This is a genomic window from Terrabacter aeriphilus, from assembly GCF_039542985.1.
Lineage (GTDB): Bacteria > Actinomycetota > Actinomycetes > Actinomycetales > Dermatophilaceae > Terrabacter > Terrabacter aeriphilus.
Genome location: NZ_BAABIW010000028.1, coordinates 113,103 through 130,146 on the forward strand (window position 1 = coordinate 113,103; position 17,044 = coordinate 130,146).

The window sequence follows — 17,044 nt, forward strand, 5'->3', positions numbered from 1 at the left end:
GTGTCAGGGTGGCGTGATGCGGTGGCTGCCGGCATACACGTTGAGGCGCGTGCCGCGCACGAAGCCGAGCAGCGTCATGCCGGCGTCCTCGGCGCACTCGACCGCCAGCGACGACGGCGCGGAAACCGCTGCCAGGCAGGGGATCCCGGCCATGATGGCCTTCTGCGTCAGCTCGAACGACGCGCGACTCGAGACGACGAGCACGCGCCCGGTGCCGGGCAGGTGGCCGTTCTGCAGCGCCCAGCCGACCACCTTGTCGACGGCGTTGTGCCGGCCGACGTCCTCACGGGCGACGAGCAGCTCGCCCTCGGCGGTGAAGAGACCGGCTGCGTGTAACCCGCCCGTCTTGTCGAACGAGCGCTGTTCTGCGCGAAGGCGATCCGGCAGCGCAGCCACGGTCGCGGCGGCGAAACGCGTGTCGTCGCCGCGCACCTCGTGGGCCGACTTCGCCCGCAGCTGCTCGATGCTCGCCTTGCCGCACACGCCGCACGACGAGTTCGTGAAGAACGAGCGCGTCGCCGAGGCGGCGGGCGCGGCCACACCGGGGGCGAGCGTCACGTCGATGACGTTGTAGGTGTTCTCGTCGAAGCCGCTCTCGCCCGACACGACGGCGCCCTCGCAGTAGCGCGCGAGCACGATGTCGTCGGCCGACCGGATCAGCCCCTCGGAGAGCAGGAAGCCGTGCACGAGCTCGATGTCGTGCCCCGGGGTGCGCATCGTCACGGTGAGCGGCACCCCGCCCACCCGCAGCTCCAGCGGCTCCTCGACGCTCAGCGTGTCGGGCCGGGTGGTCGACGAGGGCGCCGCGAGATCGATCGTCGTGACCTTGCGCCGCACCGTGACCCGCCCCATGGGTCCAGACTGCCATGCCCCGTGCGAGACTCCGAGGGTGCCGTCGACCCCAGCCGTCGCACCGCCCGTCGTCGTCGTGCTCACCGGTGGCGCCAGCAGCCGGATGGGCGCCCACAAGCCCCTCCTCGAGGTCGACGGACGTCCACTCGTCGCGCGGGTCCTCGACGCGGCCGGCGACCGTCCGACGCTCGTCGTCGGGCCCGGTCAGGGCGTGCCCGAGGGGGTCCGCGTGGTCAGGGAGCCCGTTCCCGGGGGTGGCCCGGTCTCGGGCCTCGCCACGGCGCTCGCGACCCTCCTCGACGACGCCCGTGCTGCCGACGGCCCCCCCAGCGGCACCCGGTTCCCGTATGCCGTCGTCCTCCTCGCGGCCGACCTGCCCTTCGTCACTCCCGACCACGTCGAGCGGCTCGTCGCAGCCCTCGCGTCGGCCGATCTCGCCGTCACGGTGGACCCCGCCGACCGGGTCAACTGGCTGTGCGCCGCCTGGCGCACCGACGCGCTCGGGCGCCGTCTGGAGGCGCTCGGCGACCCCTACGGCCGGAGCATGCGCGACCTCGCCGACGGCGTGCCACGGGTGCCCGTCACCGACCACGACCGGGTCGCCCTCGACGTCGACACGCCGGCCGACCTCGAGCGTGCGCGCCGCCGCGCGGCGGGCGATCCGGACGCTTGACCTACGGCTGTCGCCGTTGCTGGGAGATCACCCAAGTCGCGGGCAACGGCGAATCCTGTTGCCGCCAAGCCCTCCTCATGACTTGGCGCACTTTTGGCAAAGTCTTGGCAATCTCCGTTGACCGCGATTCGCGACGGCTGCGAGCGTCACGCTGGTTCCGCCCCGACCTCGACTCCTGAGACGGCGGGACCCCTCCACGCGGCCCCCGTGCCGCAACCTGACAAGGAGCAATTCGTGAACCGACTGAAGTCTGGGCTGGCGACCGGAGGGCTGCTCGCCCTCGCCCTCGCCATCTCGCCGGCGATCCCGGCGGGCGCAGCGACCGGTGCAGGACGCGACACGGCGCCGGCACCCGAGTCGCAGAGCCTCAAGGCGACCGAGCAGTCCCGGGCCGCCGCGTCCGCGAGCGCCCTCGGCCTGGCCAAGGGTGAGCAGCTGACCGTCAAGTCCGTCATCTCGGACCCGAACGGCGCGACCCACGTGCGCTACACCCGCACCATCGACGGCCTCCGCGTCATCGGTGGCGACTTCGTGAGCCACAAGGACGCCAGCGGCGCCGTCAAGAGCGTGACGTGGAACGTGCGCAAGAACGTCACCCCGGCGACGACGACCCCCACGATCGCGAAGAGCCAGGCCCGGCAGGCCGGCCTCGCGGCGTCGAAGGCCAACCGCGAGACGGCGACTCCCGGTGAGCTCGTCGTGTTCCAGTCGGCCACCGGCCCGAAGCTCGCCTACGAGGTCGTCACGGAGGGCATCAAGGCCGACCAGACCCCGACGCGCCTGCACACCATCGTCGACGCGACGACCGGCAAGACCCTGACGAGCTGGGACGACGTCAAGCACGGCACGGGCAACGGCATCTTCGTCGGCACGGTCACGCTGGGCACCACGGCCGGCACGACGTACACGATGAAGGACTCCCACGGGAACTACACGACCGACCTCAACCAGGCGACGACGGGCAACGGCACGACGTTCACCGACGCCGACGACGTCTGGGGCAACGGCTCGCAGAGCAACCGCCAGTCGGCGGCCGTCGACGCGCACTACGGCGCCGGCACGACGTACGACTACTACAACACGCAGCTCGGCCGGGCCGGCATCTGGAACAACGGCACCGGCGCCCGCAGCCGCGTCCACTACGGCCAGAACTACGTCAACGCGTTCTGGGACGGCACGCAGATGACGTACGGCGACGGCGCCGGCAACGCGGCCCCGCTCGTCGAGCTCGACGTCGCGGGCCACGAGATGAGCCACGGCGTCACCGAGAACACCGCCGGCCTCAACTACTCCGGCGACGCGGGCGGCCTCAACGAGTCGACGTCCGACATCTTCGGCACGGCCGTCGAGTGGTACGCCAACAACCCCTCCGACACGCCGGACTACCTCATCGGCGAGGAGATCAACCTCAACGGCAACGGCACGCCGCTGCGCTACATGGACAAGCCGAGCAAGGACGGCGCCTCGAAGGACTGCTGGAGCAGCTCGCTCGGCGGCCTCGACCCGCACTACTCGAGCGGCCCGCTCAACCACTGGTACTACCTGGCCTCCGAGGGCTCGGGCGCCAAGACGATCAACGGCGTCAGCTACAACAGCCCGACCTGTGACTCCTCCACGGTGACCGGCATCGGCCACCTCAAGGTCGAGAAGATCTGGTACCGCACGCTGTCGACGTACCTCACCTCGTCGAGCAACTACGCGGCCGCCCGCACCGGCGTCATCAAGGCCGCCAAGGACCTCTACGGCGTCGGCTCGGCCGAGTGCACCGCGGTCGACAACGCCATGGGCGCCATCGCGGCCCCGGCCAGCACCGAGACCTGCGGCACGAGCGGCGGGGGTGGCGGCACCGGGGCGGCCCTGACCAACGGCGGCTTCGAGTCGGGCCAGACCGGCTGGACCGGCAGCGCCGGCCCGATCACGAACGACACCGGTCGCCCGGCGCACGGCGGTTCGTACAAGCTGTGGCTCGGCGGCAACGGCTCGACGGCCTCCGAGAGCGAGTCGCAGACCTTCGCCGTGCCGTCCACGGCGACCTCGCCGACGCTGACCTACTGGATCCGCATCGACACGGCCGAGACGACGACGACCACCGCCTACGACAAGGCCACGGTCTCGATCAACGGCGTGGCCAAGGCCAGCTACTCCAACCTGTCGACGCCCAAGGCGTCCTACGTCCAGAAGACGGTCGACCTCAGCTCCTACAAGGGCACGAACGTCACGCTGAAGTTCGCGGCGACCGAGGACTCCTCGGCCCAGACGAGCTTCGTCGTCGACGACGTCGCGACGAACTTCTGACCGACACGCACCTCCGCACGAGGCCGGTATGCCGGGTGGTCACCACCCGGCACACCGGCCTCGTCGCGTCGGGGCCGCGTCTCGCAGGTCGCGGTCCACGACGTGGGTTTCGAGTGGCGGGTCCGCGGCAGGGGGTGTTTGCTCTGCCCCAGAGGGTTCCGACGGCCAGCCGTGGAACTTTTCCACACGAAAGGGAGATCGCGTGACACTTAGCACCACACCCAGGGGAGGGGCCCGCAGGGCACGGCGGTCCGCCGTCGCGCTCGGCGCGGCAGCAGCGGTGACCGCCGGCCTGGCGCTCGCCGGGCCCACCGCCCAGGCCTCCGGCCCGGCCGCCGCGGCCAGCGGCACCGACTCCGGCAGCCGTGAGCGCGCCTTCGCGGCCGCCGCAGCCGAGTTCGGCGTGCCCCGCACGGTCCTCGAGGCCGTGTCGTACGCCCAGACGCGCTGGGACTTCCGTCCCGGCCACAGCACCTCGGGCGGCTACGGCCCGATGCACCTGGTCGACGCCGGCCTGGGCGACCGCGCGGAGGGCAAGGGCCTCGGCACGGCGCCGCCGGCCGCCGACGCCGCGCCGGCCGCCGACACCCTCGGCCGCGCTGCGGCGCTCACCGGCCTGCGCGAGGACGCCCTGCGCACCGACGAGACCGCGAACATCCGCGGTGGCGCCGCCCTGCTCGCCGACACCCAGCGCCGCCTCGGGCTGCCGAGCGGCCAGGGCACGGATGCCGGCCAGTGGTACGCCGCCGTCGCCGACGCGTCCGGCTCGACCGAGGACGACGTGGCCGCCGCGTTCGCCGACGACGCCTACGGCGTCATCTCCACGGGCGCCGCGCGCCGCACGGTCGACGGCAAGGACGTCGCCCTGCTGCCCTCGTCGGTGAAGCCGCAGCGCACGCAGCTCGACCGGCTCGGCCTGAAGAAGAAGCACAACGCCGGCCCGGTCGACTGCCCGCCCGGCCTCGACTGCGAGTGGATCCCCGCGCCCTACCAGGACCTCGGCAACGGCGACTACGGCAACCACGACCTCGCGAACCGTCCGCGGGCCCCGAAGATCACGAACATCGTCATCCACAACACCGAGGCGAGCTACGACACGACGCTCAAGCTCGTGACGGACCCGACCTACCTCGCGTGGCAGTACTCGCTCCGCTCCTCGGACGGGCACATCGCCCAGCACATCGAGGCCAAGGACGTCGGCTGGCACGCCGGCAACTGGTACGTCAACGCGCACTCGATCGGCCTCGAGCACGAGGGTTTCGCGGCGACCGGCGCCGAGTGGTTCAGCGAGCCGATGTACCGCTCGTCGGCCCGCCTCGTGAAGTACCTCGCCAAGCGCTACGACATCCCGCTCGACAGCCAGCACATCGTCGGCCACGACCAGGTGCCCGGCGTGACGGCCGCCAACGTGGCCGGCATGCACTGGGACCCGGGGCCCTACTGGGACTGGGAGCACTACTTCTCGCTCCTCGGCGCGCCGCTGCAGGCGCACCGCGCCTCGCCGCGCTCCGAGCTCGTGCGGATCGTGCCGGGCTTCGACCGCAACGTGCAGCCGGTGACCTCGTGCACGACGGCCGGTGTGGCCTGCACGCCGCAGGGCACGAACTTCGTCTACCTCCACCAGGCGCCCGACGCGTCGGCGCCGCTCGTCAACGACATCGGCCGCAAGCCGAACGGCGCGCCGAGCACGACGTCGGTCTCCGACATCGGCGCCCGCGCCCAGGCCGGTCTCGTGCTCGCCGTGGCGGAGCGCCGTGGTGACTGGACGGCCGTCTGGTTCAACGGCGTCAAGGGATGGTTCGAGAACCCCTCGCGCCACCCCACGGCGATCCCGGTGCGCGGCGAGTACGTCGTGCCCAAGGCCGGCCGGACGAGCGTCCCCGTCTACGGGCGGGCCTACCCGGAGGCGTCGGCCTACCCGGCCGGCATCCCCGCGCAGGCGATCGCGCCGCTGCAGTACACCTTCGCCTCCGGGCAGCGGTATGCCGTGGGTGACCTCACGGTGCCGACGGACTACTACCGCGCCACGACGTTCTCGCCGGACACCCCCGGTGACCACGTCGACGTCGTCGGCACGGACCGGTACTACCAGATCTCGCTCGGCCACCGGTTCGCCTTCGTGCGCGCCGCGGACGTGGACGTGGTCCGGGCCCGCTGAGACCGACCCGCAGCATGCCGAGTGCCCGGCCCCCCCCGCAGGGGGAGCCGGGCACTCGGCGCTCGAGGGGTCGGGTGCTGCCGACCTCAGCGCAGGTTGCTGGCCTTGAGGAAGCTGAGGATGAAGGGCGCCGCGCCGGTGACGCCGTTCTCGCCGACCTCGTTGTAGGCCGCGATCGCGATGTCGCCGCGCCCGGCCACCATCCAGGCGTGCGTGTCCGGCGGGTTCTTCGTGCCGAACTCGGCCGTGCCGGTCTTCGCGAACTCGACGCCGATCGGGGCGAGCACGGTGCCGGAGCCCACCTTCACCACCTCGCGCATCTCCGCACGGAGCACGCTCGCCTCGGTGGGGTCGAGCGGCGTGGCCGGGGAGGGCAGCGTGCCCTCGGACGCGACGAGCGTCGGGCGCACCGTCTGGCCCTTCATGACCGAGGCGACCACGACGGCCATCGTCAGCGGCGACGCCTCGACCCGGCCCTGCCCGATGAAGGAGGCCGCGTGCTCGACGACGTCGTCGGTGGCCGGCACCGACCCGAGGAACCCGGTGAAGGGCAGGTCGAGCTTCTCGCCCATGCCGAGCGACTGCGCGGCCTGCGCGAGGTCGGCCTGGCTCACCTTCTCGTGCTGGCTGATGAAGGCCGTGTTGCACGAGAACGCGAGCGCCGTCTTGAGCGGGATGTCGCCGAGCCGGTCGGCCGGGTAGGTCGTGTAGTTGCTGAACCGGCGCCCGTTCACCGTCAGCGTCTTCGTGCACGGCAGCTTCGTGTCGGCGGTGGCGCCCTTGCGCACGAGCGCCAGCGAGCTGACGATCTTGAACGTCGAGCCCGGGGCCTCCTTGCCGGCGAGGGCGAGCGTCGACCCGCCGGCGCCCGGGCCGACCGCGGCCGCGAGGACCTCCCCGGTCGAGACCCGGACGGCCACGAGCGCCGTCGGGTGCTTCGTCTCCCGGGCGAGTGCGGCCTCGGCAGCCGTCTGCGCCTTCTGGTCGAGGCTCACGACGAGCGGCTTGCCCTCGACGGACGCCTCCGCGAACAGCTCCCGCTTGTCGAGGACGCTGCCGTCGGCGCCCTTCTTGACCGCGTGCACCGCGAGGCCCGGGGTGCCGCGCAGCTGGGCGTCGTAGCGGTACTCGAGCCCGTTCTTGCCGACGGTGTCGCCGGCCTCGAGGGTGTCCTTCGATGCGGCGATCTGCTCGGCGGTGGCCTCGCCGACGGTGCCGAGGATCGGCGCGGCCCACGTGCGGGTGGGCCCGAGCACCTTGAGCGCCGGCACCGTCAGGGCCCCGGTCAGCTTCTCGATCGCGGCGCCGTTGCGCTCGAGCAGCGGGTCGGTCTGGCGCAGGGTCAGGCCCTCGACGAACGCGCGCGGGCCCGCGGCGGCCACCTTGGCGGCATACCTCGTCGGGTCGATGTCGAGCAGGGCGGCCAGCTTGCGCGCGGCCGCGGCCGCCTCGGGGCCCGACACCGTGGACTTGTCGATGCCGACGACCGACACCTCCCGCTCGGTCATCAGCTTGGCGCCCGAGGCGTCGACGATGTCGGCGCGGCGGGGCCACTTGCGGGCGATGTCGAGGGTCTCGTCGGCGGCCAGCTGGGGCGCCACGACGCCCGGCGTCCACGACACCTGCCAGCGGTCGTCGACGAGCGTGAGGTTGACCTGCGTCTCGTAGGTCCAGTCGGTGGGCGAGTCGGAGATGTCCCACCGGCTGAAGAGCGTCGCCGTCGCGTGGTCGGAGTCCTCGTTGTGGCTCATCTCGCTGAGCGACACCTGCGGGCGCAGGTCGCCGACACCCTTGTAGGCGGCGCGCACGAACGCGGTCGCCTTGACCGGCGTCGTGCCCTTGAACTCGACCGCCCCGAGGTCGCCCGAGGCGAGGCCTGCCGCGAGGGCGCGGGCGGTGTCGTCGGGTGCGGGCGGCGACGAGAAGAGCGAGCACCCGGCGGTCGCCGTGATGACGAGCGCGCCGGTCACCGACAGCGCGACGAACGAACGACGACGAGTTCCCCTGGACATGGCCTCCACGGTACGGGCCCGGGCCGCGGACGGCTCGTCACGAACCGGTCGCCCGCCCGGAGCGCCCCCGTTCAGGCGCGCTGGTCACGCTCCGGGCGCCAGAGCTGCACGGACGCGACCGGCTCGTAGCCGGCCGAGATGAAGGCGCGGAGCGCGCGGGCGTTGCCCGGTGCGCAGGCGGCGACGACGACCTCGCCCTCGGGCACGAGCGCGAGGGCGTCACGGGCGACGTCGGCCCCGCTGTGCTCGTGGGCCGGGTCGGTCTCGAGCCCCACCTCGGGCAGGCCGCCGATGCCGGTCGAGAGGGTCACGAGGGTGTGGTCGTCGGGCGCGGCGTAGCCGAACGTCACGACCTCGCTGCGCACGAGCGTGGCGTGCTCGGCGCGCGGGTGGTTGCGCAGGTCGCTGCGTGGCACGAGGCGCGGCTCGCCCCCCGTGCCGCGGGCGACGAGGACGACGTCGAGCGCGTCGATCCAGCCGGTGCCGGCCAGGCGCGAGACGAGGCGCGGGTTGCTCGCGCCCCCGTAGCCGTCGGGGCTGAGCGAGGTGAGCGTGCCGTCGGACACGTCGTCGTCGACGGCGAGCCAGGCGTGGCCGGTGAAGGCGAGCACGCCCTCGATGCCGGGGCGCCAGGGGTCGACGCGCTGCCACGAGCCGTCGACGGCGGGGAAGTCGCCGCCCGCGGCCTTGCTGAGGACTTCGGCGATGGGGTGCACGCCGCCCATCAAACCCGGCCCGTCGCCCGGGCGCCCGTCGGGGTCCACCTGATGGCGCCGCCGGGTAGGTTGTGGCCATGTCACGACCGCACGCGGCCGCCCTCGTCGAGGACGCCGTCCACGACCAGGTCGAGCGCGTGCTGCGCGGGCGCGGGTGGGGCAACCGGGTCATCACCCACGTCGGCTACGGCTCGTCGTCGTTCGTCCGGGTCTACGCGCGGGTCCTGCTCGGGCGCAGGGGTCGCGAGGGCACCGAGGGCCCCGAGGCGCGCCAGGACGCGACGGGCGCGCTCAGCCCGGCGAAGTACCAGCGCGGCTGGCGGGCCTTCCTCACCTCCCCGGCGACGGGCGTGCCGGTCAAGGTGACCGCGGGCGACCGCGAGGTCTACGGCCGCTCCGACCGCGGCGGCCACGTCGACATCGTCGCCCGCGACCACGGGCTCGCCCCGGGGTGGCAGCAGGTGCTCGTCGAGGTGCAGGGCACCGAGCCGGTGGCGGCCGACGTCTTCATCGTCGCCGACGGCGTGACGCACGGCATCGTCAGCGACATCGACGACACCGTCATCACCACGATGCTCCCGCGCCCGATGATCGCGGCGTTCAACACCTTCGTGCGCCGGGGCAAGGCCCGGCACGCCGTGTCGGGCATGGCCCCGATGTATCGCCGCATCCTCTCGGCCCACCCGGGTGCGCCGATCGTCTACGTCTCGACCGGGGCGTGGAACACGTCCGCGACGCTCAACCGCTTCCTCGTCGAGAACGGCTTCCCGCTCGGCCCGCTCATGCTCACCGACTGGGGCCCGACGAACACCGGCTGGTTCCGCAGTGGCCAGGCCCACAAGCGCACGAGCCTCGACCGGCTCGCCCGCGACTTCCCCGACATCCGCTGGCTGCTCGTCGGCGACGACGGGCAGCACGACCCGCAGATCTACGCCGACTTCGCCGAGGCGCGGCCCGAGCGCGTCGACGCGATCTGCATCCGCCACCTCTCGCCCACCGAGCAGGTGCTCTCCAACCCGATGAAGATCGACGCGCCGCTGCGCTCGTGGGCCGCCCGGTCGGTGCCGACGTTCTCCGCCCCCGACGGCCACGCGATGCTGCGCGCGCTCGACCGCGTGGGCAGGCTCGGGCCGGCCGTCGCCGCCGACGAACAGCCCTCGCGTCCGCCCCGCAACGACGCCGATCGGGTGACAGACTGACGGCATGCCCGAGCTGCCCGAGGTGCAGGCGCTCGTCGACTTCCTCGCCGAGCGGCTGGACGGCCTTGCCATCGACTCCCTCGAGCTGGCCTCGTTCAGCGTGCTCAAGACCTTCGACCCGCCGCCGCAGGCCGTGCAGGGCTCGCCCGTCGACGGGGTGTCGCGGCACGGGAAGTTCCTCGACATCGACGCCGACGGCATCCACCTCGTCTTCCACCTCGCCCGCGCCGGCTGGCTGCGGTGGTCCGACCAGCTGCCGGCGACCGTCGTGCGTCCGGGCAAGTCGCCCATCGCCCTGCGGGTGCGCCTCTCGGACGGCTCCGGCTTCGACCTGACCGAGGCCGGCACGAAGAAGTCGCTCGCCGCCTACCTCGTGCGCGACCCGGCCCAGGTGCCCGGCATCGCGAGGCTCGGCCCCGACCCGCTGGCCGACGACTTCACCCTCGAGCGCTTCCGGTCGATGCTCGAGGGGCGGCGCACGCAGATCAAGGGGCTGCTGCGCGACCAGGAGTTCATCGCCGGTGTCGGCAACGCCTACTCCGACGAGATCCTGCACGTCGCGAAGCTCAGCCCCTTCGCCATCGCGGGCACGCTCGCCCCCGAGGTCGTCGACCGGCTCTACGCCGCCCTGCGCGACACGCTCACGGGCGCCGTCGCCGCGGCGTCGGGCAAGCCGGCCAAGGAGCTCAAGGACGCCAAGCGTGCGGGCATGCGCGTGCACGCGCGCACCGGTCAGCCGTGCCCCGTCTGCGGCGACATCGTGCGCGAGGTCTCCTTCGCCGACACCTCGCTGCAGTACTGCGCGACGTGCCAGACCGGCGGCAAGCCCCTCGCCGACCGCCGGATGTCGCGCCTGCTCCGCTGAGCGGGGTGCCTGGGGGGCGGCATCTCGCGGGATCCGGTTGCGCCCGAAATGCAACGGTCTGCCGGCCGTGGTTGTCTTCCCCCTCATGAAGCCGATGCTGCCGCAGGCCCTGCCCGTCGCCTCCCGCGCGCTGCGACCCGCCGTCGCGCTCGCCCTCGGGGCGGTGCTCGTGACGAGCGCGTGCGGCTCGTCGACGCCGTCGTCCGTGGCCACCCCGGCCGGTGGCGGCGACGCGACCCCCGCCACGACCGAGGCGGGCTCGGGCGCCGAGACCGTGGGGGCGAACGGCATCCGGCTCGAGGCGCAACTGGCGCCCGGCGGCCCGGGTGGCGTCGCGGTCGGGGCCGGCATCGCCGCCACGCCCGGCTACGTCGTGCAGTACACCGTCACGAACACGACCTCCGAGCCCGTGCTCGCCCGCGACGTCGTGCCGCGCGACCTCGGCAGCGCCACCCTCGCCGCCGACGTCGACCGCGAGCACGTGTGGGTCTACGAGCAGGACGGCGTGCTGCGCCTCAGCAAGCAGGGCTTCGCGCCCGCGCCGAACGTGCGCTTCGCGGCGGCGCCCGTCGTCGGCGGACACACGATCGCCCCCGGGGCGAGCCTCACCGGGAGGGCGTATGCCGTGTCGCCCCCGCGCCTGCACGTGCCGGCGGAGTCGTTCGAGGCCCCGCGCACGCCCGTCGACCCGTCCGTGGCGCAGTGGCAGTTCTGCCTGCAGGTCGACGGTGAGGTCGCGCAGGCCCGTCCCTCGGCCGTGGGCGACGGCGTCGTGCAGGTCGCGGCGACCGCGCCCGCCGGGGACGACCTCGTCTGCACCCCGGCTACGCCGATCCCGCGCGCCTGACCGCGTCGCGGCTCGTCGCGAGGTGCGCGCGGAAGACCGCCGCGGTCCGCTCGGCGTCGCGTGACCGCAGGGCCGTGACGATCGAGCGGTGCTCGGCGAGCATCGCCGCGGGATCGGTGTGCTGGTTGAGCAGCCAGGCCATCCGGCCCGAGACGGGCTCGATGATCGAGCTGAGCACGCTGCTGCGCGCGAGCTCGACGAGGGCCGAGTGGAAGTCGGCGTTCGCGGCGACGGCGAGCCCGAGCCGGCCGGCGTCGGCGTGGCCCTCGGCGCGGCCGACGAGCTCGTCGAGCGCGGCCAGGCCGGCGTCGTCGAGCACGGCCACGAGCCGCTGCGCGAGCACCGCCTCGAGCGACTCGCGCACGGCGAAGAGCATCTCGACGTCGTCGGGGTCGAGCCGCCGCACGACCATGCCCCGGGTGGCGCGCTCCTCGACGAAGCCCTCGCGCTCGAGCGAGCGCAGGGCCTCGCGCACCGGTACGCGCGAGACGCCGAGCTGCTCGGCGAGCTGACGCTCGACGACCCTGGTGCCGGGCGGCAGCTCGCCCGCGACGATGCGCGCGCGCAGGGCCTGCGTCACCGAGTCGCGCAGCGACGACGCATGTTCCTCGCGGGTAGGCATTGACCGGCCCTCCTTCGCTGGTATACCAAATTGGTATACCAAAACTGGCTCGGTCGAGCCTAACCCCCGGAGGTCCACCATGTGCCTGCACGACCACGACGCCACGCCGACCCTGCCCCCGGCCGCGCTCTCGCGCCGCAACGTCATCGCCGGCGCCGCCGTGCTCGCGGGCGTCACGGCCGGGGGGATCGCCTCGGCCTCCTCAGCCGCGGCCGCCGGTGGCGCGCATCCCGCGACGACCGGCGCCGACCACGGCCACGGTGGCCGACCGGGCACGGTGGGTTCCCTCGTCGTCGAGGGCGGGTCGATCGTCGACCCGCTGACCGGGCACGTCGTGCACGACGGTGTCGTCGTCGTGCGGAACGGCACGGTGCTCGCCGTCGGGTCGCGCGACGCCACCCGTCGGGCGGTCGCCGCCGTCGGCTCGCGGGCGCGCCGGATCGACGCGTCAGGGCGCTGGGTGGTGCCCGGGCTCGTCGACGTGCACGTGCACGCCAACGCGTTGGCCGACGCCCGGGCCCTGCTGCTCGCCGGCGCCACGACGGTGCGCAGCGGCTCGTCGACCTTCTACCAGGACGTCGCGATGCGCTCGCTGCCCGAGCGGGCGCCCGGCCTCGCGCCCCGGATGCGCGCGGCCGGCGTCTTCGTCTCGCCCCAGCTCGGCGACTCGGCCCTCGCCGACCCCGAGCTCGCCCCGCTGGCGGCCCTGCCGAACGGGGTCACCTCGACGTCCGACATCGCCCACGTGACGCGGGTCAACGTCAAGCGCGGCGTCGACGTGGTCAAGACACGGGCCAACCCGCGCGCCGGCCTCGCCGAGCAGGACCCGCGCGAGCTCGTCTACGACCGCGAGCAGCTGAGCGCCGTGGTGCGGGCCGCGAAGGGTCGCCCGGTGCTCTGCCACGCCTACAGCGCCGAGGGCATCGATGGGGCCGTGCGCGCCGGTGTGCGCAGCATCGAGCACGGCGTCTTCGTCAGCGACCGCACGATCGCGGAGATGGCGCGCCGCGGCACGCACTTCACCCCGACCCTCGCCGCCATCAGCGGCATGATCGGCTCGAGCGACCCCGTGCTCGACGCCCGTGGCCGCGAGTACACGCCGATCCTCATGCGGGCCGTCCGCGAGGCGCACGAGCGCGGCGTCACCGTCGTCGCGGGCACCGACTCCTTCGGCACCGAGGTCGCCCCCATCGGCTCGGAGGTGCGCCTGCTCGTCGAGGCCGGGCTGACGCCGCTCGACGCCCTCCGCGCGGCCACGACGAGCGCGGCCCGGCTGCTCGGCTGGTCGCGACGGGTCGGTCGGCTCCTGCCGGGCGGCGCCGGCGACCTGCTCGTCGTCGACGGCAGCCCGCTCGACGACGGCGGGGCCTGCGAGCGCGTGCGCGTCGTCGTCGCCCAGGGCGTCGTCGTCCGCGCGGCCTGAGACGTCCCACCCTCTGGGCCGGCCACTGCCCGCGGCCGGCTCAGAGGGCGAAGATCGCGATGACCAGCAGGAGCGGCAGCACCGGCCACACGAGCGCGGCGGCCAGGCACCAGGCGAGCACCGACCGCGACGCCGCCTCGGCCTCGCCGAAGCGCCCCCGGCGCCAGAGCGGCCCCACCGACACCGACCTGACGATCGCCACGATGCCGAACGGCAGGAAGCAGAGCACGGTGCAGAGCACGGCGAGCAGCAGGCGGCTCGGCGGCGACACGGCATACGTCGGCTGTGCCTGAAGGGGTGGCGGGAGAGGTGGTGCGGGCGACGGGGGCCCGGTGCGACGCCACGACCCGGGCGGCAGGGTCGGTGCCGGGGGGAGCGTCGGCGGCGGGAGCGGGGGCGCGGCGTCAGCGGCCGGCGCCGGCCCGGAGGCCTGCGGCAGCGTGCCCTCGGGACGGTCGAGGCGCGGCAACCAGGCCGACCACGCGTCGCTCGTGGGGTCGGGCTGCTCCGGCTCGCGGCGGTGCTCCCCGCCGGCCCTGTCGGTCATGTCCGCTCTCGCACCTTCCTCCGACGCTCAGATGATGCTCGGGTTCCCGTCGGCCGTCAGGGCCTTGCCGGCGCGCTCCCAGGCGACCATGCCGCCCTCGACGTTGGCGACGTCGTAGCCCTGCTGGACCAGCCACTGGACCGCGCGGGCCGACCGGCCGCCCATGCGGCACACGACGCCGACGGTGGCGTCGGACTCGGGCAGCTCGTCGATGCGTGAGGGGAGCTCGCCGAGCGGGATGTGGATCGCGTTCGGGGCGTGCCCCGCCGCCCACTCGTCGGGCTCGCGGACGTCGACGATGACGGCGTCGTCGGGCAGCTCGGTCACGGACGTCGTGGGGATGGCGCTCATGGCGTCCATCGTGACACGAACGCCGTCATGTGACACCGGCCCGTCGGCGACCCGTGGCATGGGCCCGGTCAGCGCAGGCGCGCGGCCAGGGTGTTGAGCACGGCGGCGGCCTCGTCGGCGTCGTCGACGGTGACGACGACGGGCGGCTCGCCGATGCGCTCGACGACGAGCGCCTCACCGCCGCGGGTGACGAACCCCCGGCGGCCGTCGCGGCCGATGCGCCAGCCCCAGCCGCCGAAGTCGCCGAGCGGCGAGACCGTGCCGACGTCGGCGCGGGCGACCCGCTCGAGGGGCACCCGGCCCCACGTGACGACGAGGCTCGTGATGCGCAGCCCGTCGGCGTCGACGACGACGCGCGCCGAGCAGGTGACGACGAGGAGCAGCACGACGACGGCACCGATCGCGAGCACCCAGGGCTGGCCGAGCTCGGCCACGACGAGGAGCGGCAGCACGGCGACCACGGCGATGAGCCAGACGGCGCGCCCCGGCAGGGCCGCGCGCCCGGTCCACGCGAGGCGGGTCGTGGGTGGCACGTCGAGGCGGGCGGCGCCGGCGGGCACGGCCGGCCGCGGCCCGTCGACCGACGGAGGGGCGAGCCGCCCCCAGCGCCAGAGGGCGAGCCCGACGAGGGCCGCGACGACGAGCGTCGGCACGGCCCACGCGAGCGGGAAGGCCGACGGCTCCTGGCCGGGCCGCTGCGCGGTGAGGCCGCCGAAGGAGAGGCCGGCGAGGAAGACCGCCATGGCGCCCGCGAAGCCGGCGAGCACCCCGCGCCCGCTCGGGTGCACGGCCGCGCCGAGGCCGACGAGAACGAGGGGCAGCAGCGTCGTCATCGCGGCGGCCGTCACGGTGGCGCCGGTCACGGTGGCGAAGCGGTCGGGGCCGTCGAGCCCCCAGTGGACCGCGACCTGCTCGGGCAGCCGGGTGCGCACCGACGCGGTGAGGGCGACCCCGGCGACGGCGAGCACCGGTCCGACGAGGGCGCTCGCAGCGAGGGCTCGGGTGGGTCGGCCGTCGGTGATCATCGCTGGAGCTCGCTCTCGATGAGTCGGGTGAGGTCGGCGGGGGTGGCGCCGACACGGCGGGCCTCGGCGACGATCTCGGCCGCGAGGGTGCGTAGCCGCGCGTCGCCGCCGGGGTCGGTGGCGCTGACGACGGCCCCCCGCCCGCGGCGCAGGTCGATGAGGCCCTCGTCGCGCAGGGACTGGTAGGCCCGCAGCACCGTGTGCAGGTTGACGTCGAGCACGCTCGCCACCTCCTTGGCGGCGGGCAGCCGGTCGCCGCGCGCGAGGCGCCCCGCGGCGAGCTCCCGGCGCACGCACGCCGCGATCTGCGCGTGGAGCGGGGTGCTCGAGGTGGGGTCGACCTGCCACAGCATAGTTATAGTATCCCTATAACTACTCACGCTTTTCAAGCGGCTAGGGTGGGCCCGTGAAGATCCTGTCGATCCAGTCCCACGTCGCCTACGGCCACGCCGGCAACTCGGCCGCGGTCTTCCCGCTCCAGCGGCTCGGCCACGAGGTCTATCCCGTGCTCACGGTGACCTTCAGCAACCACACGGGCTACGGCTCGACGCGCGGGCCGCTCATCGCGCCCACCGACGTCGCGGCCGTCATCGCCGGCGTCGAGGAGCGGGGCGCCTTCCCGACGATCGACGCCGTGCTCTCCGGCTACCAGGGCGCCGAGGCGGTCGGCGAGGTCGTGCTCGACGCCGTGGCCCGGGTCAAGGCCGCCAACCCGTCCGCCGTCTACTGCTGCGACCCGGTCATGGGTGACGTCGGCCGCGGGTTCTTCGTGCGCGAGGGCATCCCGGAGTACATGCGCGACCACGTGGTGCCCCGGGCCGACATCGTGACGCCGAACCAGTTCGAGCTCGAGTTCCTCGTCGGGCGCGAGGTGCGCACCCAGGCCGACCTCGTCGCGGCCGCCCGCCAGCTCGTCGCCAGCGGCCCCTCCGTCGTGCTCGTGACGAGCGCCCTCACGGCCGACACCCCCGAGGGCTCGATCCAGATGGCGTGCGTCACCGCCGACGACGCGTGGGTCGTCACGACGCCGCTGCTGCCGATGACGGTCCGGGGCGGCGGAGACGTGACGGCCGCCCTCTTCCTCGCGCACCACCTCACCGACGGGCCGCAGGTCGCGCTGCGCCGCACGGCGGCGACGATGTATGCCGTCCTCGAGCGCACGCACGCCGTCGGGGCCGACGAGATGCGCCTCGTGGCCGAGCAGGACGCGATCGCCCACCCCGACGAGATCTTCGAGATCGTCGCGATCGGTTGACGGGGACCGGCTCGCCCGCGTTATAGTTCCCTCGCGCCGTTCCGCATGACCACCCCTGACCGTGCGGAACGGCGCTTTTTCATGCCCGGATGCTGCGGGATCCGAAGGTTCGGCCGGGCGCGGGTGGCGAGTCGGTGGGTCCGGTGCGACACGCTGGCGCTCTGTACCGATGTCTCGGGTTTTCCGTAGAGGCGCGTATAGCCT

General features: G+C 73.8%; 16 protein-coding genes. 8 read left to right on the top strand and 8 right to left on the bottom strand.

Features of this window, described 5'->3' with window-relative positions:
• Positions 1-3 precede the first annotated feature (3 nt).
• A complete protein-coding gene (gene fdhD / locus ABD979_RS19080) occupies positions 4-852 on the bottom strand; it encodes a formate dehydrogenase accessory sulfurtransferase FdhD (protein WP_345509107.1) in 849 nt (282 codons plus the stop codon).
• Between the two features lie 37 nt (positions 853-889).
• Here fdhD and mobA point away from each other — a divergent pair, with 37 nt between their 5' ends.
• The 3 genes from mobA (at position 890) to ABD979_RS19095 (ending at position 5,978) form a co-directional block, all read left to right on the top strand.
• Positions 890-1,525 (top strand): molybdenum cofactor guanylyltransferase, encoded by a 636-nt coding sequence (gene mobA, locus ABD979_RS19085; RefSeq protein WP_345509108.1) that lies wholly within the window; start codon positions 890-892, stop codon positions 1,523-1,525.
• Positions 1,526-1,759: 234 nt separating this feature from the next.
• A complete protein-coding gene (locus tag ABD979_RS19090; RefSeq protein ID WP_345509109.1) occupies positions 1,760-3,820 on the top strand; it encodes a M4 family metallopeptidase in 2,061 nt (686 codons plus the stop codon).
• 202 nt (positions 3,821-4,022) lie between these two features.
• Complete coding sequence (locus tag ABD979_RS19095; RefSeq protein WP_345509110.1) at positions 4,023-5,978, top strand: N-acetylmuramoyl-L-alanine amidase; 1,956 nt, start codon at positions 4,023-4,025, stop codon at positions 5,976-5,978.
• A gap of 86 nt (positions 5,979-6,064) precedes the next feature.
• Here ABD979_RS19095 and ABD979_RS19100 read toward each other — a convergent pair whose 3' ends face one another.
• Positions 6,065-7,990: a penicillin-binding transpeptidase domain-containing protein gene (locus ABD979_RS19100; RefSeq protein WP_345509111.1), complete on the bottom strand. Its 1,926-nt coding sequence runs from the start codon at positions 7,988-7,990 to the stop codon at positions 6,065-6,067.
• A gap of 71 nt (positions 7,991-8,061) precedes the next feature.
• On the bottom strand, positions 8,062-8,706 hold the full coding sequence (locus tag ABD979_RS19105) for an N-acetyltransferase (protein ID WP_345509112.1): 645 nt from the start codon (positions 8,704-8,706) through the stop codon (positions 8,062-8,064).
• A 77-nt stretch (positions 8,707-8,783) separates the two neighbouring features.
• On the opposite strand from ABD979_RS19105, the gene ABD979_RS19110 reads away from it, so the two are divergent.
• The 3 genes from ABD979_RS19110 (at position 8,784) to ABD979_RS19120 (ending at position 11,617) form a co-directional block, all read left to right on the top strand.
• A complete protein-coding gene (locus ABD979_RS19110; RefSeq protein ID WP_345509113.1) occupies positions 8,784-9,905 on the top strand; it encodes an App1 family protein phosphatidate phosphatase in 1,122 nt (373 codons plus the stop codon).
• 4 nt (positions 9,906-9,909) lie between these two features.
• Positions 9,910-10,770 carry an Fpg/Nei family DNA glycosylase gene (locus ABD979_RS19115; RefSeq protein WP_345509114.1) on the top strand — a complete coding sequence of 287 codons (861 nt, stop codon included), beginning with the start codon at positions 9,910-9,912 and terminating at the stop codon, positions 10,768-10,770.
• 67 nt (positions 10,771-10,837) lie between these two features.
• A complete protein-coding gene (locus tag ABD979_RS19120; protein WP_345509115.1) occupies positions 10,838-11,617 on the top strand; it encodes a hypothetical protein in 780 nt (259 codons plus the stop codon).
• Here ABD979_RS19120 and ABD979_RS19125 read toward each other — a convergent pair.
• Entirely contained in the window at positions 11,595-12,239 is a 645-nt protein-coding gene (locus ABD979_RS19125; protein ID WP_345509116.1) for a GntR family transcriptional regulator, read from the bottom strand. The genes ABD979_RS19120 and ABD979_RS19125 overlap by 23 nt on opposite strands.
• Positions 12,240-12,318: 79 nt before the next feature.
• On the opposite strand from ABD979_RS19125, the gene ABD979_RS19130 reads away from it, so the two are divergent.
• A complete protein-coding gene (locus ABD979_RS19130) occupies positions 12,319-13,662 on the top strand; it encodes an amidohydrolase family protein (protein WP_345509117.1) in 1,344 nt (447 codons plus the stop codon).
• Between the two features lie 40 nt (positions 13,663-13,702).
• Here ABD979_RS19130 and ABD979_RS19135 read toward each other — a convergent pair whose 3' ends face one another.
• From ABD979_RS19135 to ABD979_RS19150, 4 genes are all read right to left on the bottom strand, one after another.
• Positions 13,703-14,209 carry a CD225/dispanin family protein gene (locus ABD979_RS19135; protein WP_345509118.1) on the bottom strand — a complete coding sequence of 169 codons (507 nt, stop codon included), beginning with the start codon at positions 14,207-14,209 and terminating at the stop codon, positions 13,703-13,705.
• A 27-nt stretch (positions 14,210-14,236) separates the two neighbouring features.
• Complete coding sequence (locus ABD979_RS19140; protein ID WP_345509119.1) at positions 14,237-14,560, bottom strand: rhodanese-like domain-containing protein; 324 nt, start codon at positions 14,558-14,560, stop codon at positions 14,237-14,239.
• 68 nt (positions 14,561-14,628) lie between these two features.
• Positions 14,629-15,585 (bottom strand): DUF1648 domain-containing protein, encoded by a 957-nt coding sequence (locus tag ABD979_RS19145; RefSeq protein ID WP_345509120.1) that lies wholly within the window; start codon positions 15,583-15,585, stop codon positions 14,629-14,631.
• On the bottom strand, positions 15,582-15,938 hold the full coding sequence (locus ABD979_RS19150) for a GntR family transcriptional regulator (protein WP_345509121.1): 357 nt from the start codon (positions 15,936-15,938) through the stop codon (positions 15,582-15,584). The genes ABD979_RS19145 and ABD979_RS19150 overlap by 4 nt, the downstream gene beginning before the upstream one ends.
• Positions 15,939-15,991: 53 nt before the next feature.
• On the opposite strand from ABD979_RS19150, the gene pdxY reads away from it, so the two are divergent.
• Positions 15,992-16,840 carry a pyridoxal kinase PdxY gene (gene pdxY, locus ABD979_RS19155; RefSeq protein WP_345509123.1) on the top strand — a complete coding sequence of 283 codons (849 nt, stop codon included), beginning with the start codon at positions 15,992-15,994 and terminating at the stop codon, positions 16,838-16,840.
• Positions 16,841-17,044: the final 204 nt, after the last annotated feature.